We start from the raw sequence: 21,033 nt of genomic DNA on the forward strand, positions 1-21,033 counted from the left end.
GCGACGGCCTAGCGGTGGCGCCAGCGCGACGCCTTCTTCCGCAGGTGGTTCTCGTTTTCCAGCCCGGGCTCCTCGCCCTCTTCACGCACCAGTTGCAGCAAGCGTTGGCGCGCTTCGGCCAGTGATATCAGGTCGGTCAGACGATCCCCATCGTCGGCGACGACCGCATGGCCGACCACATCGCCGGGAGCGTACACCGGCTCGTAGGACACCGCTACCAGCTGATAGCGGCCACGGGTTTCCAGCACATGCCTGAATTCCTGCATCTCACTCCTCCTTGTCGGGGCAACACTGCGTCCCCTGCCTGGCCATCATGCCCGCGGCAGCGTCATGGGCGCATCCACAACCGCTGCGGCTTTTGCGCGAAACTGTGCGCGGATATCCAAGGAGACTGCAATGGACTGGGTAGCACTTGCCCGTACGCTGGCCACCGAGGCCCACGCGGGGCAGATCGACAAGGCCGGCCAGCCTTATATCAGCCATGTGGCGCGGGTGGCGGCCGCCGTGCGCGGCGACGATGACGCCGAAGTGGTGGCCTGGCTGCATGACGTGGCCGAGGACTGCCCGGCGTTTGCCGCGCGGATCGAGGTATTCCCTGCGCCGCTGCGCGAGGCGGTGCAACTGCTCAACCGCGATGCAGCTCCTGACGCGGACAGCTACTACGCGCGCATTGCCGCCCACCCGCTTGCATTGAAAGTGAAGCGCGCCGATCTGGATGACAACGCCGATCCACAGCGGCTGGCGATGCTGGACGGGACCACGGCAGGGCGCCTTCGCGACAAATACGCTCATGCCCGGGCGGCGCTGGGCATCTGAGCCGGCCGCGAGGCGGCGCGGAGGGCCGGCGTGTCACCGATCAAACGCTGATTTACCCTGAGTGCTGCTGCTCCTGTTGCAGTGCAGCAGTACAATGGACGGCTCCCCCGCCCCATCGCGCCCCCGCATGAGCCCCAACTCTTCCCTGGCTGCGCGGCTGACGCCCCGCCAGCGCACCCTGATCATCCTCGCCCTGTCGCTGGGTGGATTTGCCATCGGCACCAGCGAATTCGCCAGCATGGGGCTGATGCTGGAGATCAGCCGCGGCCTGTCGATTTCCGAAACCCAGGTCGGGCACCTGATCAGCGCCTACGCCATCGGCGTGGTGGTCGGTGCCCCGATCCTCGCCTTCGTGGGTGCCAGCTTCCCGCGCCGCAAGCTGCTGTTGGCGCTGATGGGCTTCTACGCGATCGGCAACCTGGCCAGCGCGCTGGCACCCAATTACGGCACGATGCTGGTGGCACGCTTCGTCGCCGGCCTGCCGCATGGCGCCTACTTCGGCGTTGCGATGCTGGTGGCCGCTGCGATCAGCCCTGCCGGCCAGCGCGGCCAGGCGATGTCGCGGGTGCTGCTGGGCCTGTCGATCGCGATCCTGGTCGGCAATCCGTTGACCACCTGGCTGGGCCAGCAGTTGAGCTGGCGCACCGCCTTTGCCCTGGTCAGCGTGCTGGCCATTGCCACGGTGGCGATGATCGCGCGCTTCCTGCTGCCGGACCCGGACGAAGTGCGTACCTCGCCGATGCGCGAACTGCGCGCCTTCAACACTCCCCAGGTGTGGCTGGCGCTGGCGATCGGTGCGGTCGGCTTCGCCGGCATGTTCTGCGTGTTCACCTACCTCGCACCCACCCTCGTGCAGGTCACCGGCGTGGCCGAATCGTGGATGCCGCTGGCAGTAGGCGTGTTCGGCATCGGCGCGATCATCGGCAACATCGCCGGTGGCTGGCTGGTGGACAAGTTCCATTTCAAGGCCGCCGCCGTGGTGCTGCTGTGGTCGATCGTGATGCTGCTGCTGTATCCGCTGGCCGCACAGTCGGTGTGGACCATCGGCCCGATGATCATCACGGTCGGCACCATGGGTGCGCTGGCGGCGGTGCTGCAGACGCGCCTGATGGACGTGGCCGGCGAAGCGCAGACGCTGGCGGCGGCCTCCAATCACGCCGCCTTCAATACCGCCAACGCACTCGGCCCGTGGCTGGGCGGCATGGCGATCAGCGCCGGCTTCAGCCCGGCCAGTACCGGCTATGTCGGTGCAGCCACCGCGATCGGCGGCCTGCTGCTATGGTGCGTGGCGGTGATGCTGGACAGGAAGCGCAAGACCGTCGCCGCCGGCAACCACTGAAGAACGGACGACCGCATCCACAGGTCGACCGGTCGACTGCGCGGTCTTCGTCGCGCTCCTGACGCGCGATGAACACATTTCGTGGATGTGCATTTGGGCACAGTGCAGCCGACGCCGTTTTCTCGGCCTGCACCGGACCCGCAATGCACCACCCTCGCGCCCCTGCCCGCCACGATGCCATCGCCTTGCAGGCCGGCATGCTGGGCAGCGTGTTGGGGGTGGCGTTGTCCAAGGCCATCGCCTTGTCCGCGTTGGCAGCCGATTCGATGATGGGGATCGGGCTGTGGGTGGTGGCCTGCGCACTGCTGGCTGCCTGGGCGCTCGCAGCCTATCTGGCCTGCCTGGCGCTGAGCCGTCGTGTGTTCGTGCTGATGGTGGCGCTGTGCATGGTGCTGATGATCTGCATCGCCTGACCCAGCAGGGGCCGGACTATCGCGCATTTGTTACAGAATAACAAGTGCAATGGGTCCGATTGTGCAGGCCCGGCGTCACGGATTTGAATTCCATGACCACCCTGGCATTACCCGAGGCCACCCCATGAACCTGCAGCCTTCATTCCGCGCCACCCTCACTGCCATCGCCCTGGCGTCGCTCAGCGCCTGCGCCACCTACGACGACAGCGCCATGCATCCGACCTGCCAGGAGTCACCCCATCTGAAGGATCTGCCACGCGAGGTCGCTGCCCGCGAGAGCCGTTGCAACAAGGGTGTGGAAGTGTGGTCGAGCGAGCGCGGCGGCAGTGACAAGCCGCTGGACCTGAGCGGAAAGAAAAAGGATCTCTGAAATGGAGCGCTGCCGGTTGCCGCGGCTGTCTTGATCATGTCCATGCACCTGGCTGACTGGCCCATCACAACCGGCGCGCGACGATGAGGTCTCCCCACCCTGTCGAGATTCAGATGCCGGACACTGCCCACCCTGTCATTCGCGCGTTCGAGGCCGTGTTCGATCTGTCAGGGGGCGTGCAGCGCATCACCGCGCTCACGGTCACCTGCCGGCATTGCACGTCGACCAGTTCGGCCAGTGAGGACAATCTGGTGCACTTGCCAGGTGGAGCATTGTTCCGCTGCGACGGGTGCGGCTGCCATCAACCGGTCAGCCATGCCCGTCTGTCGGACTGGCAACCGGCGTCGTTGCTGGGTATCTGAGGACCGCGACGTGGTAATGACTGTGGAACAGCGGAAAATACTCCAGGCCATCGCCGCTGCAGAACCGGTGCGCGGTGATGCCGCAACGTGGGCGGTGACCGCCGGATGGGCGGTACAGGCAGAGGACGGGGATATCGACCTCACCGAGGCTGGCCGGGATGCGCTCACCGCGCAGGCAGGTCGTGAGGGCTAGACCCGCCGCTCAGGCCAGCGTCGCCTCCCTTCGCGCTGCGCCGCGATAGCGGCAACCTGCGGAGCAAAGGGTGCATCCCTGCCACGTCGGCGGCGAAGTGGCGAGGCCTTTCATGTCGGCGGTGTGCAGAGCGTCATGACATGCGCTCGGCTATGCTGCGCCACCTTCCTGCGCCAATGGCGGCCATGCATCCTTTTCCCCTGCCAGTCTCTGCACCTGATCAGCTCGCCTACCGACTGCTGCAGGACAGTGACTGGGCCCGCTCGGCCACTGCCGCAAGCGCACCCGCCGAACTTCGCACGTTGCTGGCGATGATCCTGGATTCGCCAGAACCCCTGTGGCTTGCCTGGGGCAAGGAAGACAAGGCGTTCTTCTTCAATGATGCGTACCTGCCCATGCTGGGGGAAAAGCTGCACGGCGCGATGGGCAATCGCCTGGAGGATGTCTGGGCGGACGTATGGCCGAACGTGGTGCAGGCCGTCAACGATGCCTTCGCCGGCACCAGCCGCAGCTTCAAGAACCTCCCGTTGATGATGGATCGCGACGGCACGCTGCGTGAAACATTCTGGACGTTCTCCTATTCGCCGCTGCGCGTCGGCTGCGGCAGCGTGGCCGGCATCCTGTGCGTGGTCAGCGAACAGACCGAACGGGTGATCGAGCGCGACCTGCACAGCCGCCAGGTCGCGGCGATCACCGAGCAGGCGCGGGAGGCCCATCTGGAACTGGTGCGCGCCCGCGAGCAGCTGCGGCAGTCGCAGAAGCTGGAGGCGATCGGCCAGCTCACCGGCGGGGTGGCCCACGACTTCAACAACCTGCTGCAGGTCATCACCGGTTCGGTAGACATGCTCCTGCACACGTGGCCGGCAGACGACACCCGGCGCCGCTACATCCAGGCCATTGCAACAGCGTCGGACCGCGCCACCAAGCTGACCGCGCAACTGCTTGCATTCTCGCGTCGCCAGAGCCTGTCGCCGGAGGTCTTCGACCTCTGCGAAAGCGTGCACGCGCTCTCGGATATCATCACCACGGTACTTGGCGCGCGCATCCAGGTGTCGTTGACATTGCCCGATACACCGATGCCGGTACTGCTGGACCGGACCCAGCTGGACACCGCATTGATCAACATCGCGGTCAATGCCCGCGACGCGATCGAGGGACACGGCCGGGTGACCATCGAAGTGGAACGGGTAACCGCCGTGCCTTCGGTGCGCTTCGCCGCGCCGATGAAGGGCGACTTTGCCGCGATCAGTGTGACCGACACCGGAGCGGGCATCGACCCTGCGGTGGTTGACCGCATTTTCGAGCCCTTCTTCACCACCAAGAGCGTGGGCGCTGGGACCGGGCTCGGTCTCAGCCAGGTATTCGGCTTCGTCAAGCAGTCAGAAGGCGAGGTGGACGTGCAGAGCCAGGCCGGCGCCGGTACCCGCTTTACGCTGTATCTGCCACTGGCGCAGGCAGGAGAAACGGCGGAACGGCCGGCGGCGCAATCGGGGCTGCAGCATGGTCATGGCGTCTGCGTGCTGGTGGTGGAAGACAACGTCGACGTGGCCGAATTTGCGGTGGGCGCCCTGCGCGAACTCGACTACAGCGTGGTCCTTGCACGCAATGCGGACGAGGCCCTGGCCGAGCTGGAACGGGATGCCGCGCGCTTCCATGTGGTGTTCAGCGACGTGGTAATGCCAGGCATGAACGGCCTGGATCTGGCCCGTGCCATCCGCGCCCGCTTCCCGGAGCTTCCGGTGATCCTCACCAGCGGCTACAGCGAATTGCTGGCGCGGGATCCTGGCCATGGCTTCACCCTGCTGCGCAAGCCGTACTCATTGAAGCAGCTGGCCTCGGTGATGACCGAGACCGCGCGCCGCGCGCTGGCTGTGATGGCATCGCCCTAGCCGGTCGCTCACCACGGCAAACCGAACCAGCGTTCCAGTGAAGACTCCAGCCCCGACGTGTCGCCGCCAGCATCGCAGGCCCAGGCCACAATACCGTCAGGGCGGACCAGCAACGCACCCAGTCCCATCGTATCGCGCGCCGTGGATATCACGCAGGGAACCGAGCGTTGCCAGCGCGCAAAGATCGGGCCGAGTGAAACGCCGGTATCGAGCCCCAGCAGCACGCCCTTCCCTGCGCGCAGCAGCTCCCCCATGCGATCGCCATTGGCCAGCTGGACGTCAGGCACGCTTTGGCCAACCCACGGATGCTCGCCGTTGAACACCGGTGGTTGTGCCACGCCCCACAACCGCTCAGCGAGATAGGTGGCACCGTCGCGGGTCGCGGCCAGGTCGGCGAAGACCGCCGCCAGCGCGCGCTGCCCTGGGCCTGGTCGCATCAACGCCACCTGCGCACGCGACCAGTCGAGCACCCGCGCGCCGATCGGATGGCGCTCCGCCTGATAGCTGTCCAGCAGCGTCTCGGCGACGTCGCCTCGCGCCACGGCGGCCAGCTTCCACCCCAGGTTCATCGCATCGCCGATGCCGAGATTCAGGCCCTGGCCTCCCAGCGGCGAATGCATGTGCGCCGCATCACCAGCCAACAGCACGCGGCCGCTGCGATAGGCCGTGGCCTGGCGCGCGGCATCGGTCCATGTGGTGGCCAGATGCAACGCGGTGATCGTTGCCTGGCGCCCGGACACCCGCCGCAGCAACGCCTGGGCGGCGTGCAGGTCCAGTGGCCCGCGGTGGCCTGCGCCACCGTCGAAATCGGCCAGCGCCAGCACGCCCGGCGGGTTGAAATTGCACATGCCGTATTCGGTGAACCGACGCCCCGGGGTGAGCACCGACGGATCGGCCAGTTCAACCTGCAGCGTGTACCCGGTGAACTCGGGCGCCGTCCCTGCGAACTCGAAGCCGGAGTGCTTGCGTACCGTGCTGCGGGCGCCATCGCAACCGACCAGCCATCGGCCCCGCATCAGCCCGCGACCGGTCTGCACCTGCATCTGTGCGTCGTGTGCGTGCACTGCCTGCACCGTACAGCCCCGCTCGATCTGCACACCCAGCGACATTGCGCGCTCGGCCAGCACCGCCTCCAGCGACTGCAGCTCCACCGCCATCTGCATGGGTACCGGGGTCGGCAGGCGATCACGCCAGCGCCCGCTGTCCACGTCATCCAGCGCGAACGGAATGCCGGCGAAGTGGCCTCCCAGCGGCCGCGGTTGCGCCAGCCAATGGGCGGTGCCGGGCGGCGGTGCGCCCTTGTCCGGCTTCAGCACCTGGCGGGTTGCGACCGCGTCCAGCAGGCCGCGCCGATCCAGCGCTTCCAACGTGGGCGCGTTCAAGCCGCGCAGGCCAAAGGGCAGGCGCTTCAGGGCTGAATCGGGCGACTCAGCCTGCTCCAGCAGCAGGACCGAACAGCCGGCCTGGGCCAGCTCGCAGGACAGGAACAGGCCGACCGGGCCGGCCCCGGCAATGACAACGTCGTACAGCATCAGGTTCCCCCGCCTGCGCCGGCCCGGCGCTCTGGTGCGCACAATGTTACACTCGGTGTACGTTTACACAAGCCAACCGCCATGACCCCGCCCCAAGGCCGTCGCGAGCAACGCAAGGCACAGACCCGACAGGCAATTTCCGATGTCGCCACCGCGCTGATCATCCGGCGTGGCTTCGAGGCGGTGTCGATGTCCGAGATCGCCAAGGCCGCCGGGGTCTCGCGCAAGACAGTCTTCAACTATTTCGCCAGCAAGGAGGACCTGGTATTCGACCGCGACGAGGAGGCGCGGGCGTTGCTGCGCGAGGGCATGGCGGCGCGCCGCGGCATGACGCCGCTGGCCGCCTTCCAGTCTCTGGTGAGGGAGCTGCTCGACAGCGGCCATCCCCTGTTGCGGATCAACCCTGGTGCGGCGACCTTCTGGGCCACGGTGGCCGGCAGCCCAGCATTGGTGGCACACGCACGACGGCTGCAGGCACAGCTGGCCGACGACCTCGCGCTGTTGATGGCAAGCGCGGTCGGGCGGCCAGCGGATGATGCCGAGGCACGCCTGGGTGCGGCGATGCTGCTGGCGTCGATGGTGGCGGCCTATCAGGGAGGCCTGGCCAGCCAGCAGGAGGGTGAGGATCCGCGCCAGGCGATGCTGCAGCTGATCGTACGCGGCGGGACCGGCGTGCTGGTGGCCCTGGCCGGCACCCCCTATACCGACCCGGGCCTGCGTCCATAGCGCATTCGGGGGATAGGCCACGACGCGCCGCAAATGCTAATCTTTCTCATTTGCAACCCAGCCCGCCCCCCCTGATGCCCCTTCCAACCCCGCTCAAGCACGCCCTCTGCCTGGCGCTGCCCCTTTCCCTGGCTACACCTGCACTGGCCTCCGAGGCCTCCGCTGATGCCCCGAAGGATCTGGACAAAGTGGAAGTCCGCGGCCGCGCGCAGACCCTGTACCGGGCCGACGATGCCGCTGTCGGCACCCGCACCGATACCCCGCTGGAACTGGTACCGCAGTCGATCCAGGTCGTGCCGCGCGAGCTGATCGACGACCAGGCGGCGCGCCAGGTCACCGATCTGTACCGCAGCATCAGCGGCATCAGCTTCTTCAGCTATGCCGGCGTCACCCTGCGCGGGTTCCGCCAGGAGAACGTGCTCTACGACGGCCTTCGCGGTGATCCCTATGCAGGCTTCTCGGTGCCGCAACTGTTCAATATCGAACGCGTGGAAGTGTTGAAAGGTCCGGCCGGTGCGCTGTACGGCGGTGGTGATGCGGGCGGTGTCATCAATTATGTAACGCGCAAGCCCAAGGCGCGCGCCGAACGCCGCATCGAGCTGCAGGCAGGCGACAGGGACTTCCGCGCCGGATCGATCGAAGGCACCGGCCCCTTGAATGCCAGCGGCAGCATTCGCTATCGCGCCGGCCTGTATGCCGACAGCGAGCAGGGCGTGCGCTGGAATACCGACAGCGAAAGCGTGATCGGCGATGCCTCGCTGGCCTTCGATGTCGGCCAGACCGGCGAACTGGTGCTGCAGTTCACCGACATCACCCAGAACCTGGGCGGCAACCGCCTGCGCGGCGTGCCGGTGAACGATGCAGGCAGCTTCCTGACCGACCGGCGATGGAACCACAACGAGGCCAGTGACTTCCTCGACATGCGCGCCAAGGTCGCACTGGCGCAGTATCGTTTCGCACCGCGCGACAACCTGGACGTGGACATTGCCGCGCGCTGGTTCAGCAACAACGAGCACCAGATGTACCACGAGCCGATGGGGCTGATTGATCGTGATCGCGACGGCGTGGCCGAGTGGATGACGCGCCAGCTGCGCAACCAGATCCGCGACAACGAGGCCTTCACCGCCAGCGGCAATGCCGTCTGGCGGATCAACACCGGCCGTATCGAACACAAGGTGCTGTTCGGTGCCGACGTGTATCAGCTCGACGCCGACTTCACCGCGCAGACCGCCAACAGTGCCGACCTGGCACGCGGCGCCGGCCCTGTGCGCGGCATCGACCTGTTCCACCCGGTCTATGGCGCGAGCACCTGGCACGACTACAACCTGGCCACCCTGCCCTGGCGCAGCACCGCCACCCGCAGCAAACGCTACGGCGGCTATCTGCAGGATGAGCTGGCACTGGGCACCCGCTGGCATGTGCTGGCCGGACTGCGCTGGGATGGCTTCAAGGATGAGGACCGCATGGGTGGCAGCAGCGTGGATGGCAATGCGCTCAGCTGGCGTCTGGGCAGCACCTTTGCCGCCCGGGACGGCGTGAACCTGTACGCCAACGTCGCCAGTGGCTTCGTGCCGCAGAGTGCCGCCAACCAGAATCCGGCGGCCGGTGGGCCCTTCGACGCTGAGCGCAGCAGGCAATGGGAAATCGGCCTGAAATCCCTGCTGGCCGACCGTGTGACCCTGAACATGGCGGCCTACCGCATCGACCGCAGCAACATCGTGCAGGCCACCGGCGAAGTGCGTGACGGCGTGAACCAGCTGGCCGCGCTGGGCCTGGTACGCAGCACAGGCATGGAACTGGACCTGCTGGCCGACGTGACCGAGCGCTGGGTGGTGAACCTGACCTACGCCTACAACGACGCACGGGTGAAGGACGCCGGACCGAATGGCATCACCAATGCCTCCGGCGACCGCTTCGCGAATGCGCCACGCAACAAGCTCGGCCTGTGGACACGCTACGACCTGCCGTCGATCAACTCGGCCATCGGCTTCGGCGCTGACCATGTGGGCGAGCGTGTCAGCCTGGATGGGCAGACGGTCAAGGCTTACACGGTATTCGACATCAGCTGGAAGACCACGTGGAAGCAGTGGCAGTTCCAGGCCAACGTCAAGAATCTGTTCGACAAGGTGTACGCAGCCAGTGGCTTCATCGAACGCAACGGGCATTTCCCGGGCGAGCCGCGGCGGGTGTATGTGCAGGCGGCCTACCGCTTCTGAGAAGGCCTTCCAGCAGAGCCGGGCGCCCGCGCGGCTCTGCTGCGTAACTTCAGCCCATCCGCATCGCAGGGTTGTCACGCGCGTGGACGTCGTTGTCCTGCTGGCGCTGCATGGTCGCCTGCTGTCGCTCCAGGCTGGCGGCCTCGATCTGCCGCAGCGAGTGTTCGACCGGCGTCTGCACTGCCGTGTCCGTAGGCATGACGGCTCGCAGATGCGCGGGATCGCTCATCTCGCCCTGCACCACGAACACGTTGCGGCCGGCCGGATGCTCGGCGGTCTGCGCGCTCAGCAGCACATGGTCGGCCCGTTCAAGCTGGTTGCGACGGGCCAATGCCATCACGCTCGCTACGAGGCGCTCGCTGTTCTCATCGTGGGTACGCCCGGCGCCGGCATCGATCGCGGCCACGCCTTCGCGCACCTGTTGCATCAGTGCGTAGTCGCGGTGGCCCGGACCAATGTCGGCCAGGCGGGTCGGTGCCTGCGAGGGATCCGGCACGTCGTCCACGGCGGCGGTCAGCGGGCTGCGGGTGATGGTCCGGTACGGGTCGTCCGGGTGGAACTGGGTGCGGTTTTCCTGGCGTTCCAGACGGACCTCGCGCGCGTCGTTGAGTTCGGCGATGCGGGCGGGGTCGGTGATCTCCCGCATCGACATGTGGCCGCCGCCCGCGCTGACACTGGCCCACTTCCTGTCCGCTGCGAAGTACATTGCGTAGTAGCTGTTGCCACCGATGACGTTCGGATCGACCGCCGAGCGCCCTTCCAATGCCTGAGTGGCTTCCAGCACGCTCAACCGGGTGAGGTACTGGCCGCCCTTCGCCCATCCCATCTGGCTGATGGCATCGACACTGGTATTGCCTACGCGCGGGCCGCCGGCGTAGTCGTTGTTGAGCATGTTGGTCCAGATCTGCTCCAGCTTCTCGGGGCCGCTCTTCTGTTCAGCCGCCTGCAGCAACACGCGCGGCGTCCAGCAGTTGGGATCGAGTTCATGCCGTTCAAATGCGCGGTCGTGAGCCAGCATCACGTCTTTGCCGGGAAGATTCAGTGCCAGGTCGGATCGCCCCTGCTCCATCCAAAACAGGCGTCGCTCCAGGTCCTGGCGCAGAAGCGTCTGCCCAAACATCTCCCATTGGCGCTCGCTCAGCTGCGCGTCGGGAAAGCCGGAGCCCTTGCCTTCCTGATGCCGGGCATACTCCTGTGCATAGCTGTTTGCAACGCGGCCAGGCAAGCTGTCGTTGCGAACCACGCCCAGCGCAAGCGTCCCATAGCCATCCGCGTCCGGCAGCTGCGACAGATAGTTCCAGTACAACTCGCGGTTTCCAGCCTTGGCATAGCTGGCCAGAATCTTGAGATTTTCTTGCGTCAATCCGCCCATCGCCTGCTCCTGAATGCACTCACTTCCGGACCCGGGAGCGCGCGAGAACATCCCGCACCGCATCTTCCATCCGCTTCCAGTCCGCCAGGAAGGCCCGCTTGTAGTTCAGCGAGATGGAAAGCTTGTTCTCCACATCCGAGAAATAGTGGAAGCACCCCGCGGCGGCTTGTCCCTGCTCACTGATGACCTGATCGCCCTGCAGTCGAACGCCGTCCCCCCGGAACGCCGTGTTTTCGCATTTGATGAATGTGGTCAGGTTGCCGTTGGGAGCGCGCGCGATGTACCAGTCATCTTCATAGGCAGGATTGCGGGTGGGCGGTTGTCCATAGCGTGCTTCGTACTCCTTCGAGAAAACCGCCATCCTCGTTTCATCGATGGCGTAAGGCGTCAGGCCCATGACATCGGGCTGCGCAATCCGCAGATCGAGCCGATCCCGAGGATCCTTTCGCTCCACCGACCCCTCCTCGGTGGATGCCTGGTTGGAGGACAAGCGCTCCAATGATGTTTCGATTGGCGCACGATCGATGTAGTCGATCGCCACAGCAATCTCCTTCCGGAAATCATTCGTACGCGGATTGGCCCGGGCGCCCGGCGCCGTCGGCTTCATGTCCGGCCACTCGATGACCAGCGTCACGCCCTCGCCTGGCCACGGTGCGATCTGGCTGTCCAGGTAGTTGGCTGGAATGCGGAAGGTATTCGGCCCGAGCTTCACGTCCACGGGCGCATCGGTATAGGTGTGGCCGTTGATCGTGCGGCCGGTCTGCGTTGCGCCGGACATGGCGGGATTCCTTTCGTGTTCGGTGGACGGTGACCGTGCACATGCGCTGGCGCTCACCGCGACGGCAAGTGCAAGCGTCAGGCAACGGCTCGGGGACATCACGTGCATGGGCATTCCATTGCAGGGTTCCAGCGCCACTATAAGGAGCCGGGCGTCAACGGAACAGGAACCGCATCGCAGCCCTTCATGGAACCAGGCAGCGCTCTACCTGCAGTGACAGCACTTGGCAGGCGTTGAACAGGCCCTCGACCACGGCGGCGGAGGGACAGCAGGCGGGATCGTCGCTCTCCCGCGCCACATGCGCAGCGTGCAGCACCGCGGTCAACGCCGTGATGCCCGAAATGCTGCGGGTCGCCAGGGCCATGTCGAAGGCGCGGCCGGGGCTCAGGCACATTTCACTCCAGGCCTCGCCATCAGCGCGCAGGTTCCTGCCGTGGCCTGCCAGATGTGCAAAGAATGCCGATGGCGTGACGAACTCGGCGGATTCGCGGAGCGCGTCCTCCAGCGTTTCGGCCAAGGCAGCGGGAAGATCGCGCACGGCGGCGCCCAGCAGCGCATGCAGGCGGGGATGGTCGGGAAGACGTTCGGGCATGACGGCAACCTCACGATGTGGCCACCTGCAGATGCAAGGTGGCGGACGGTGCGGGTTGGCGTGCCGGATACGTAGTACGAAAGCCGACGGGCCCTAAGACCCCCACGCACCATCCGCCATGAACTGACAGAGAGTGCATTGTCGTGATCGCAACATACGTTGCAACTACGACGCCTTGTACTACGTAAGTTCGAGACGCCAATCCCGGCCAGGGCGAGTGCCTTGGCGCGGCGATAATGGGCGCACTCCGTCGTGGATGGAAAGTAGGAAAAGTCCGCGCTGACACGTTCCTACGCTGGTTGCGTCACGGGATGGCGAACCGCCCACCGACTGACGCGCTTCGTTGGTACATCGCGCCTGCCTGCGCGTGGGACCCAACGATCACTTCGAGCCGGACACGACACACCGGCTATGGCGATCGCGCAGAAAGTCGCAATACGCACGGCCTTCCCTTCCAGCTCGAACACCATCGGCCCGCGCTGGAGACACACCGGGAACCGTTGCATGGAAGCGCCCAGAGCTATATTCGAGCGCGAGATCTGATCACAACGGAATGTGCGCGCCGCGCCATTTTCATACGAGATCCGCGAGCTGATGACTATAGTCGCCGACCTCAATGGATCAGGAGCTCATCATGGAATTCACTTCCTGGCGCAACATCCTTGTTGCCGCTGGCGTGGCGGTCGCACTCTCCGTGGCCGCCTACAACGATCATCATCGTCATGCGCTTACTGATGGCGCTGAAGGGCGCGATGCGGTGGGCCTCGTCACCGAGGTGCATTGGGATGAGAAGAGGGGCAGAAAGAGCAACTTCGTCCTGAATGTCGAGTTCGAAACTGAAGACGGCCAATCACGCGTCGAGAAGATCGCGGTCTCCAACGACCTTGGCAATCGGATGCGTGCCACCGACGAGGCGGAGGAAATTGATATCCGCTACAACGCCAAAGACCCGTCCGTGGCGATGGCCGTTGGCGAAGCGGACAACTCCCTGCTGTTGTTGTGGCTGGCAATCGCCTCCGGGCTGGTCACCCTGGCACTGCTGGCCACCCGGGTGGTGCAGGGCCGGAAAGCGCAGCCGGCCTGACCCATCCAGGCGCGAGCGCATCCACCAATGCGCTCGCGCAGAGCCAAAAGTCTCTTCAACTCTGGCAATCGCCTTCCGTGCTTCCATGGCCGCGATAGGTCTCGCCCCACTCGCGCATGGCCAGCAGCACCGGCACCAGCGTGCGACCGAACTCGGACAGCTCGTATTCCACCTTTGGCGGCACTTCCGGATACACGTGGCGGATCACCACGCCATCGGCTTCCAGTTCACGCAGCTGGCTTGTGAGCATGGACTGGGTGGCATTAGGCACCCGCCGCGTCAGTTCCATGAAACGTCGCTTGCCGGTCATCAGGTGAAACAGAATGATCGGCTTCCACACGCCACCGATCACGGACAGCGTGACTTCCACCGCACACCCGCTCTTGCCATCCCAACGCCTGCTACGCATGCATACTCCGGAAAACCATAGTACCTACGGAAAATCATCGTTCTTGTTGCAATAGTGGCACGAGCCTAGCATGGCCCCATTCCATCAATGTGAGGCCATCCATGACGTTCAAAGCCCTGCTGACCGGCAAGACGAACAACCAGCTTTCGACCGAGCTGGTCGATTTCGACGAGGCGGACCTGATGGACGGCGATGTCCTGGTGCAGGTCGAGTACTCCACGCTCAACTACAAGGATGCGCTTGCGCTCACCGGCAAGAGTCCGATCATCCGGAGATTCCCGCTCATTCCCGGCATCGATCTGGCAGGCGTGGTACTGGAATCCAGCAGGGCCGACTTCAAGCCAGGCGACCGCGTCGTGCTCAATGGCTGGGACCTGAGCATGGGCCACCACGGCGGCCTGGCACAGCGCGCCCGCGTACGCGGCGAATGGCTCAACCGGATTCCTGGCAACCTGAGCACCCGTGACGCCATGGCCATCGGTACCGCTGGCTATACCGCGATGCTGTGCGTGCTGGCCCTGGAACATGCCGGGGTGACGCCCGAGAAGGGCGATGTGCTGGTGACTGGCGCCAACGGTGGCGTCGGCTCGATTGCGGTGGCGATCCTGTCGAAGCTGGGCTATCGCGTGGTAGCCGCCACCGGACGCCCGGAGCATGCTGAGTATCTGCACAACCTGGGTGCGGCCGAGATCATCGATCGTGCGCAGCTTTCGGAGCCGCGCGAGCGGCCGGTGAGTGCCGAACGCTGGGCCGGCGTGGTGGATGTGGCCGGCGGCCCTACCCTGGTCAACGCCATCGCCGAGACGAAGTATCGCGGTGCCGTGGCCGCGTGCGGCCTGGCGCAGAGCGACGCTCTGCACGGCTCGGTATTGCCCTTCATCCTGCGCAACGTGACCCTGGCTGGCGTGGATTCGGTGAATGCCCCACAAGAGGTTCGCCAGCGCGCCTGGGATCGGCTTGCGACCGACCTGGACCCGCAAAAGCTGGAAAGCACCGTGCAGCAGATCGGCCTCGCCGAGGTGCTGGATGTCTATGAGCAGATCATCCCCGGCAAGGTGCGCGGCCGCATCGTCGTGGATGTGAACGCCTGACGCCTGTCGCGCTGGCGAGGGTGCAATGCCATCGCTGGCTCACGCGCGCGACTGACCGGAAAACGCAGCGTGCCACGCCAAGCCGCCTTATCATGGGGCGGCAAGGGCGCTTTACGCCCGGTGACGTACGCAAGGCAGTATCTGGATGTCTATGGAATGGCGCCCCTCGGTCTGGGGCCAGCGTGTGACCCGCTCGCCGGACTGGCAGTTGCGGCTGGATGGCGAACAGCTCGCGCTTTTGATCGACGGCAGGCAATACCACCAGCATGTGGCGAACGAACACAGCGTGCGGGTCGTTCGCGGCGTGCTCTGGTCCCGGGTCGAACTGACGACCGAGCACGGTGAAGCACTGTCCGTGGATGGGCTGCCCAACAGCCAGGGCTCCGGGCTTGCCGCTGCCGTTCAGCACGTGCTTTTCGCGCGCTCCAGACGAGGGCGCAAGGCACTGTTTGAGCACGTTCTGGCGCAGATCCAGGCGTGGCTGGCCGAGGCAGATGCGCTTACCGACCGAGGCACCACCGGCCGCCGCTGGATCACGTACGAACAGCAGCAGGCGTTGCTGGCCGAACGCCCGTCCCTGCCCCTCACGTCAGCCGAGCTGGAGCAGCTGTTCCTCGACGAGGAGGTGCATGACGACCTGCACTCGGACCGCCACCGCATGGCACTGGATGCACTGCACGACTGGCAGCTGGATTGGCCCGCCATGTGGGCGGACGCCAATGAGGCAATGGCGACCCGTGAACTGGGTCTGGCCAAGCCCTTCCTGGACCGGGTCGAGAGCAGGCCGCTGACCGAGGAGCAGGCCCGCGCCGTCATCTGCTTCGACAACCGGGTGCAGGTCGTGGCCGCGGCCGGCTCTGGCAAGACCTCCACGATGGTTGCCAAGGCCGCTTATGCCATCGATCGCGGCTTTTTCCAGCCCGAACGGATTGTGATGCTCGCCTTCAACAAGGACGCCGCTCAGGAGCTGGAAGAGCGCGCGCAGCGATGCTTCGACCGGCTCGGCATGGGCGACACCATGGTGGAAGCCTGGACCTTCCACGCCCTGGGCCTGTCCCTCATCGCCAAGGCCACAGGGCGCAAGCCCGATATCCCGGAATGGGCGGTCGACGCAACGCTGGGCTTCAACAAGCTGGCCGAACTGGTGGACGACCTGAAGGACCGTTCGACCCACTTCCGCACCCAGTGGGACATGTTCCGCCTGGTGTTCGGACGCGATCTGCCGCCGTTGGGTGCCGACATGATGGCCGATGGTTACGACCGCGATGGCACGCCCTACATGCGTACCCTGCAGGGTGAGCGAGTGAAGAGCCTGGAAGAGTGCGTCATCGCCGACTGGCTGTTCTACAACGGCGTGGCGTACGACTACGAGCGGCGCTACGAGTTCGATACCGCGACGGATACCCACCGCCAGTATCGTCCTGACTTCTACTATCCGGACGCCCAGCTGTATCACGAGCACTTTGCGCTGGATGCCGATGGCCAGCCGCCGAAGCACTTTGCCAACTACAGCGAAGGGATGCGCTGGAAGCGGCAGCAGCATGCGGCACGCGGCACCGCACTGGTCGAAACGACGTCGTTCGGCCTGCGCAGTGGACAGGCCCTGCAGCATCTTGCCGAGCGGCTGGGTGCGTCTGGTGTCGAACTCGACCCGCACCCGGACCGCGAGCTGCCTGACCAGGGCGCCAAGCCGATGCCGGATGCAGACCTGATTGGCCTGATGCGCACCTTCATTGCGCATGCCAAGAGCAACTGCCTGACGCTGGATGACATGGCCGCACGCCTGCGGCAGATGCCTGAGGATCAGTTCAAGGAACGCTACCGGCGCTTCCTGGAGATCGCCGGGCCGGTTTTCCAGGCCTGGGACGATGCACTGGCTGACGAGCGCAGCATCGATTTCGAGGACATGCTCAACATGGCCGCCGGGCTGCTGGAACAGGGCCACTATGAATCACCCTACGATCTGGTGATGGCCGACGAATTCCAGGATGCCTCGCGCGCCCGTGCGCGCCTCTGCCGTGCGCTGGTCAGCCAACCGGGCCGCTATCTGTTTGCGGTGGGCGATGACTGGCAGTCGATCAATCGCTTCGCTGGCGCCGACGTTTCGGTGATGACCGGATTCCGTGAATGGATGGGGCATGGCCAGGTGCTGAAACTGGAGCAGACATTCCGATGCCCGCAGGCACTGTGTGATGTTTCCAGCCGCTTCATCAGCCGCAACCCCGCGCAGATCGCCAAGAAGGTCCGCTCTGCTGCGCCGGCAATGGGCCCGGTGCTGCAGGCGTTCCAGATGAACCGGCGTGAGGAGGTGCAGGATGGCGTTCGCCAATACCTGTCGAAACTGCACCAGCAACTATTGTCAGGCGCGGTGGCGCAGGGCCGCAACGGGCGCGTGACTGTATTCGTTCTGGGGCGGTATCGCGCGGATCGCGGTGCGGTGCCTTCGGATTGGAAGACGGCCTTTGGCAGCACGATGGACGTCGAGTTCCTGACCGCACATCGATCGAAGGGGCGCGAGGCGGACTACGTGATCCTGCCGGCTATGATCAACCGCAGCTTCCCGAGCCTGCGCGCCGATGACCCGGTGCTTTCGCTGGCGATGCCGGATGGTGATACCTATCCGCTGAGCGAAGAACGACGCCTGTTCTATGTCGCGCTGACGCGTGCGCGACGATCGGTTGCGATGTTCACCGTGCAGGGCAGGCACTCGCCGTTCCTGGATGAGCTGGTGGAGGACGGGGCAGTGGAAGTGACCGCGATTTCAGGCGCGGCCATCCACGAAGAGCGCTGCCCGGTGTGCAAGGTGGGCGTGTTCGTGGACCGCAATGGGCCGCACGGGGCGTTCCGGTCGTGCTCGAGTTATCCGTTGTGCCACAACAAGCCGAGGGGTGGGCGACGCGGGTAAGTGCATTCTTCTGCGCACTCAGCGCGGCGATATTCGACCTGGCCAAACTTTCATCAAGAACTATGTCCGAGGCTTGGTCCCTTCAGGGGATCGGCCATCCCTGCCTGCAGCCGGGCCTCGTCGACTATCGATGGATGACCCCATGGAACAGTGGTATCTCGCGAGACCGCTGGCATCGGTCCTACACCAGATCGAGGTGATGAGCGGCATCATGCCGCCCCTTCTCGACCGGCCGACTCAGCCAGGGCGTCAACACATCAATCCAGCACTGCCCGCTGCCGCGACATGTCCAGTGTGTTCACATTCTGGTCGACGAGCCGGGCTTCAAAGGCGTCGCTGCCAAATTCCTGGATAAAAAAGCGCTCCTCCTCGTAGATCGAGATGCATTGAAGCCAGTTGACCTGCAGCGGCGGAATATCAAGCTGCGGAAAATGATCTTCATTCCAGAAGAATGGTACAGCCAGATAAACGTGAGGCATCCTTGGATTTGGAATGTAATCACGAAATATGTTCTCCACAACGCACCCCGGAAATACAGATCTCTTATTCTTTATGATGTGGAGCGCGACTGACGCAACGGCATTCACCCAGTAGCCCTCAGAGGCGAGCGCTGCGGCACATAGCTCAACTCTCGTGAAGAGCTCATCGTCAGAACCTGTAATCAACGCAACCTCCGACACACCGATCGTTCCGATCGATACAATCTCCGGGTCGACGGGGTCCAGACAGGTCAACATGTCGATTGACGCAGCCCCTGCCTCATCCAGGTATTCCCGGACCAGGGGTTTGCCTCCAAATATTTTCTGTTCGTACTTAGCTACCAATCTGCATTGAGCACTTGGGATAGACATGTCTCACTCCGAACATCAGTCGATTGTACTTTTCCGTTCTCCTAGCCTCACGACAACGCGCTAGTCCTGTAGAGGCTGGAGTGGGGGTCAGACCTTCTAAGTAGCCCGCCTCACGCTGAGTAGCGCAGAGGCGAGGTCAATTCATAGCCCGACGGCATCGCACAAATCTAGGTCGAGGTTGGCGCCCCTATAGACACGCAAGAGGTGCGGCAGTCTAGCGAAGGGAGATGGCGAGTCAATGCAACTATGCGGAATCTGATGAAAGGTGGCGACGCAATTGACACCCCGCTTCCATCTTTAACCCGTGAGGCCGTGCCGCTGGGCTGCGTTGGAAGTGACCATCTTCTGAATGCGGTGGTGCGCGAGGCACATCGCTGCAGCGGACAGGGAGGGGACGATAGCGTCACGCTTGCACTGTGGTAGCTGAGGGGCGTCCTCTTACGGCGCATCGACCGTAGCCACTTTTCCAATTTTTTGCATAGCCGCCACGGCTGACTGCTGCAAGCTCCCCAGGAGTTCCCCCCCCGTTTTCACGGACACTTACAAGAAGGCCGAATCATGTCACTTTTCGGGCACCTACACCCAATGCGCCTCGTAGGCATCCAACACCGCAGCGCTGACCGGCGCAGCATCCTTTCCACCATCTTGCAGCACACGTCGTCAGCCGGCTCCAAACGCTTTACCGCATGGGCGCGGTTGAAAAACTGGGAGAGCTACCATCGCTCGATTGCGTGCGCCAGATGAGCGGCATGGCACCACCTTCATCTACGGAGAGATCAAGGCTGGCCGCTTCCCGCGCTCTATCCACATTGGTCGGCGCGCACTCTGGATACAATCCGAAGTGCAAGGCCGGGTTCGGCAGCAGATCGCGCAGAATCGATCTTTGCAGTTGGATGGGTAAGCGGCGGGTAGCGAAGGTCGTAGAAGCCCCCCCTATTTCTAGGAGCTTTTCGCAAAGACTGCCGGAGAGAGTGACCGACCAGTGAAGCGGCAAGACCCGGACGGACCCGAGAGCCATGCAGTCAGGGGTGCCGCTGAGGGCCGGAGCTTCCTGAGGGAGCCATTGCCCCTCGCATGGGTCGAGCTAAGACTCAATCCTTCTAAGCACTTACTCATGCTCGGAAGAAGCAGAAAGAGCTTGGCGGCAGCGGTGTTCACCAGCGAAGATGGGTACTTTCAACCGACGCCAAGGATGCCGCCGTGCCCGAACTCACCGACCCGCTCAAAGCCCTCCTCTCATTCCAACGCGCACTTCAGAACCGAATGGTGGTGCCTCGCCCCGGAGAACTGGATCCCAGTGTGCTCGTCTACGCTGATCGGCCCGCCGGAGAACCACGGTTCACCTACGTGCGCTTGGAAGGCCCAAAGGTCGCCGCCCTGGTGAATTTTACTCCCAGCGACCCCTTCGAACCCGGCATCCCTTGCTATGGCATAGGCTACGCTGTGCATCAGAACTTTCGAGGCCAAGGTCGCGCGCAATCTCTTGTGAAAGCAGCGATCGCCGAACTAAGAAATGGCTTGGCTCGTAACGGCATCCCTATCTTCCACATCGAAGCCATAGTGGGCGCCGACAACATTGCATCCCAGCGCGTGGCGGCAGCCACCCTTTCGCCCGATGCCAAGCCAGAGACGGATCAGTACTCGGGCGTCCCCATCTTCCAGTACGTGAGGAAGGTCGAAGCGCGTCATAGGTCCGACACTACCAGCTCATAAGCGCAACAGAATTGGTAAATGGCCTGCCGGCTGTTCGCAGCAATCACGCCACGTCGGCCCGAATGGTCGCCGGGTCAAACAGGCCTTACATCTGTGCCAAGCATTGCTACTAATGATGCCGAGTCCGTGCCTGAATGCCCGACACCTACAGCCGCCTAGATGCGCTCTGCAGACTCACGCCGAGGCGCGTGGCGATAGCTTACGGCCTCGAACCCGCGCGCAGGTCTCGGCCAAGCACCCGCGCGCGACCACCCACAAGCCAACCAAGCCGCTTCTTCTCACTCGTAACAAGGTAGTCTACCTGAGCGGCAGGACTCAGGGGGCTGCTGGCGTACGACATGGAGCCTCTCCGGATTCGTGCGCGAGCCATTTCACGCCCCCC

Annotated in this window: 21 protein-coding genes; 14 read left to right on the top strand and 7 right to left on the bottom strand. The window is 64.4% G+C overall.

Features of this window, described 5'->3' with window-relative positions:
* Window positions 1-8 precede the first annotated feature (8 nt).
* On the bottom strand, window positions 9-266 hold the full coding sequence (locus tag ABGA94_RS20020) for a hypothetical protein (RefSeq protein ID WP_005417248.1): 258 nt from the start codon (window positions 264-266) through the stop codon (window positions 9-11).
* 130 nt (window positions 267-396) lie between these two features.
* Here ABGA94_RS20020 and ABGA94_RS20025 point away from each other — a divergent pair, with 130 nt between their 5' ends.
* The 7 genes from ABGA94_RS20025 (at window position 397) to ABGA94_RS20055 (ending at window position 5,382) form a co-directional block, all read left to right on the top strand.
* Window positions 397-816: a phosphohydrolase gene (locus ABGA94_RS20025; RefSeq protein ID WP_197598610.1), complete on the top strand. Its 420-nt coding sequence runs from the start codon at window positions 397-399 to the stop codon at window positions 814-816.
* A 127-nt stretch (window positions 817-943) separates the two neighbouring features.
* The gene (locus ABGA94_RS20030; protein ID WP_005417252.1) at window positions 944-2,155 is read left to right on the top strand and encodes an MFS transporter; all 1,212 of its coding nucleotides are present in this window, start codon (window positions 944-946) and stop codon (window positions 2,153-2,155) included.
* Window positions 2,156-2,298: 143 nt separating this feature from the next.
* Window positions 2,299-2,568: a hypothetical protein gene (locus ABGA94_RS20035; RefSeq protein WP_005417254.1), complete on the top strand. Its 270-nt coding sequence runs from the start codon at window positions 2,299-2,301 to the stop codon at window positions 2,566-2,568.
* Window positions 2,569-2,692: 124 nt separating this feature from the next.
* Complete coding sequence (locus ABGA94_RS20040; RefSeq protein WP_005417256.1) at window positions 2,693-2,938, top strand: hypothetical protein; 246 nt, start codon at window positions 2,693-2,695, stop codon at window positions 2,936-2,938.
* Window positions 2,939-3,051: 113 nt separating this feature from the next.
* Window positions 3,052-3,300, top strand: a complete 249-nt coding sequence (locus tag ABGA94_RS20045; protein WP_005417258.1) for a hypothetical protein — start codon at window positions 3,052-3,054, stop codon at window positions 3,298-3,300.
* Window positions 3,301-3,316: 16 nt separating this feature from the next.
* Window positions 3,317-3,493 carry a hypothetical protein gene (locus tag ABGA94_RS20050; protein ID WP_005417260.1) on the top strand — a complete coding sequence of 59 codons (177 nt, stop codon included), beginning with the start codon at window positions 3,317-3,319 and terminating at the stop codon, window positions 3,491-3,493.
* Between the two features lie 185 nt (window positions 3,494-3,678).
* Window positions 3,679-5,382 (top strand): PAS domain-containing sensor histidine kinase, encoded by a 1,704-nt coding sequence (locus tag ABGA94_RS20055; protein ID WP_095377220.1) that lies wholly within the window; start codon window positions 3,679-3,681, stop codon window positions 5,380-5,382.
* Between the two features lie 8 nt (window positions 5,383-5,390).
* On the opposite strand, the gene ABGA94_RS20060 is transcribed toward ABGA94_RS20055, so the two are convergent.
* Window positions 5,391-6,914: an FAD-dependent monooxygenase gene (locus tag ABGA94_RS20060; RefSeq protein ID WP_197598609.1), complete on the bottom strand. Its 1,524-nt coding sequence runs from the start codon at window positions 6,912-6,914 to the stop codon at window positions 5,391-5,393.
* 81 nt (window positions 6,915-6,995) lie between these two features.
* Here ABGA94_RS20060 and ABGA94_RS20065 point away from each other — a divergent pair, with 81 nt between their 5' ends.
* Both ABGA94_RS20065 and ABGA94_RS20070 read left to right on the top strand, forming a co-directional pair.
* Window positions 6,996-7,640: a TetR/AcrR family transcriptional regulator gene (locus ABGA94_RS20065; protein ID WP_188247642.1), complete on the top strand. Its 645-nt coding sequence runs from the start codon at window positions 6,996-6,998 to the stop codon at window positions 7,638-7,640.
* A gap of 74 nt (window positions 7,641-7,714) precedes the next feature.
* Window positions 7,715-9,856 carry a TonB-dependent siderophore receptor gene (locus tag ABGA94_RS20070; protein ID WP_032954282.1) on the top strand — a complete coding sequence of 714 codons (2,142 nt, stop codon included), beginning with the start codon at window positions 7,715-7,717 and terminating at the stop codon, window positions 9,854-9,856.
* 49 nt (window positions 9,857-9,905) lie between these two features.
* On the opposite strand, the gene ABGA94_RS20075 is transcribed toward ABGA94_RS20070, so the two are convergent.
* The 3 genes from ABGA94_RS20075 to ABGA94_RS20085 form a co-directional block, all read right to left on the bottom strand.
* Window positions 9,906-11,228 carry an XVIPCD domain-containing protein gene (locus tag ABGA94_RS20075; protein WP_375367978.1) on the bottom strand — a complete coding sequence of 441 codons (1,323 nt, stop codon included), beginning with the start codon at window positions 11,226-11,228 and terminating at the stop codon, window positions 9,906-9,908.
* Window positions 11,229-11,247: 19 nt separating this feature from the next.
* The gene (locus ABGA94_RS20080) at window positions 11,248-12,114 is read right to left on the bottom strand and encodes a hypothetical protein (protein WP_065179542.1); all 867 of its coding nucleotides are present in this window, start codon (window positions 12,112-12,114) and stop codon (window positions 11,248-11,250) included.
* Between the two features lie 76 nt (window positions 12,115-12,190).
* Window positions 12,191-12,598, bottom strand: coding sequence for a hypothetical protein (locus tag ABGA94_RS20085; RefSeq protein ID WP_065179543.1), 408 nt, complete (start codon window positions 12,596-12,598; stop codon window positions 12,191-12,193).
* Window positions 12,599-13,232: 634 nt separating this feature from the next.
* Here ABGA94_RS20085 and ABGA94_RS20090 point away from each other — a divergent pair.
* Window positions 13,233-13,682, top strand: coding sequence for a DUF3592 domain-containing protein (locus ABGA94_RS20090; protein ID WP_329887619.1), 450 nt, complete (start codon window positions 13,233-13,235; stop codon window positions 13,680-13,682).
* 55 nt (window positions 13,683-13,737) lie between these two features.
* Here ABGA94_RS20090 and ABGA94_RS20095 read toward each other — a convergent pair whose 3' ends face one another.
* Window positions 13,738-14,091 carry a helix-turn-helix domain-containing protein gene (locus tag ABGA94_RS20095; RefSeq protein ID WP_032954284.1) on the bottom strand — a complete coding sequence of 118 codons (354 nt, stop codon included), beginning with the start codon at window positions 14,089-14,091 and terminating at the stop codon, window positions 13,738-13,740.
* Window positions 14,092-14,192: 101 nt separating this feature from the next.
* Here ABGA94_RS20095 and ABGA94_RS20100 point away from each other — a divergent pair, with 101 nt between their 5' ends.
* Both ABGA94_RS20100 and ABGA94_RS20105 read left to right on the top strand, forming a co-directional pair.
* Entirely contained in the window at window positions 14,193-15,182 is a 990-nt protein-coding gene (locus ABGA94_RS20100) for an MDR family oxidoreductase (RefSeq protein ID WP_005417278.1), read from the top strand.
* A gap of 151 nt (window positions 15,183-15,333) precedes the next feature.
* Window positions 15,334-18,087: a UvrD-helicase domain-containing protein gene (locus ABGA94_RS20105; RefSeq protein WP_134955191.1), complete on the top strand. Its 2,754-nt coding sequence runs from the start codon at window positions 15,334-15,336 to the stop codon at window positions 18,085-18,087.
* Window positions 18,088-18,344: 257 nt separating this feature from the next.
* Here the strand turns inward: ABGA94_RS20105 and ABGA94_RS20110 are convergent, their stop codons facing one another.
* Window positions 18,345-18,938: a suppressor of fused domain protein gene (locus ABGA94_RS20110; RefSeq protein WP_375367976.1), complete on the bottom strand. Its 594-nt coding sequence runs from the start codon at window positions 18,936-18,938 to the stop codon at window positions 18,345-18,347.
* A 727-nt stretch (window positions 18,939-19,665) separates the two neighbouring features.
* On the opposite strand from ABGA94_RS20110, the gene ABGA94_RS20115 reads away from it, so the two are divergent.
* A complete protein-coding gene (locus ABGA94_RS20115; RefSeq protein ID WP_375367977.1) occupies window positions 19,666-19,839 on the top strand; it encodes a helix-turn-helix transcriptional regulator in 174 nt (57 codons plus the stop codon).
* Window positions 19,840-20,138: 299 nt separating this feature from the next.
* Window positions 20,139-20,651 carry a GNAT family N-acetyltransferase gene (locus tag ABGA94_RS20120; RefSeq protein WP_134955186.1) on the top strand — a complete coding sequence of 171 codons (513 nt, stop codon included), beginning with the start codon at window positions 20,139-20,141 and terminating at the stop codon, window positions 20,649-20,651.
* Window positions 20,652-21,033 lie beyond the last annotated feature (382 nt).

Origin of the sequence: Stenotrophomonas sp. 3diitr2024 (assembly GCF_042136455.1) — a bacterium.
GTDB classification, from domain to species: domain Bacteria; phylum Pseudomonadota; class Gammaproteobacteria; order Xanthomonadales; family Xanthomonadaceae; genus Stenotrophomonas; species Stenotrophomonas sepilia.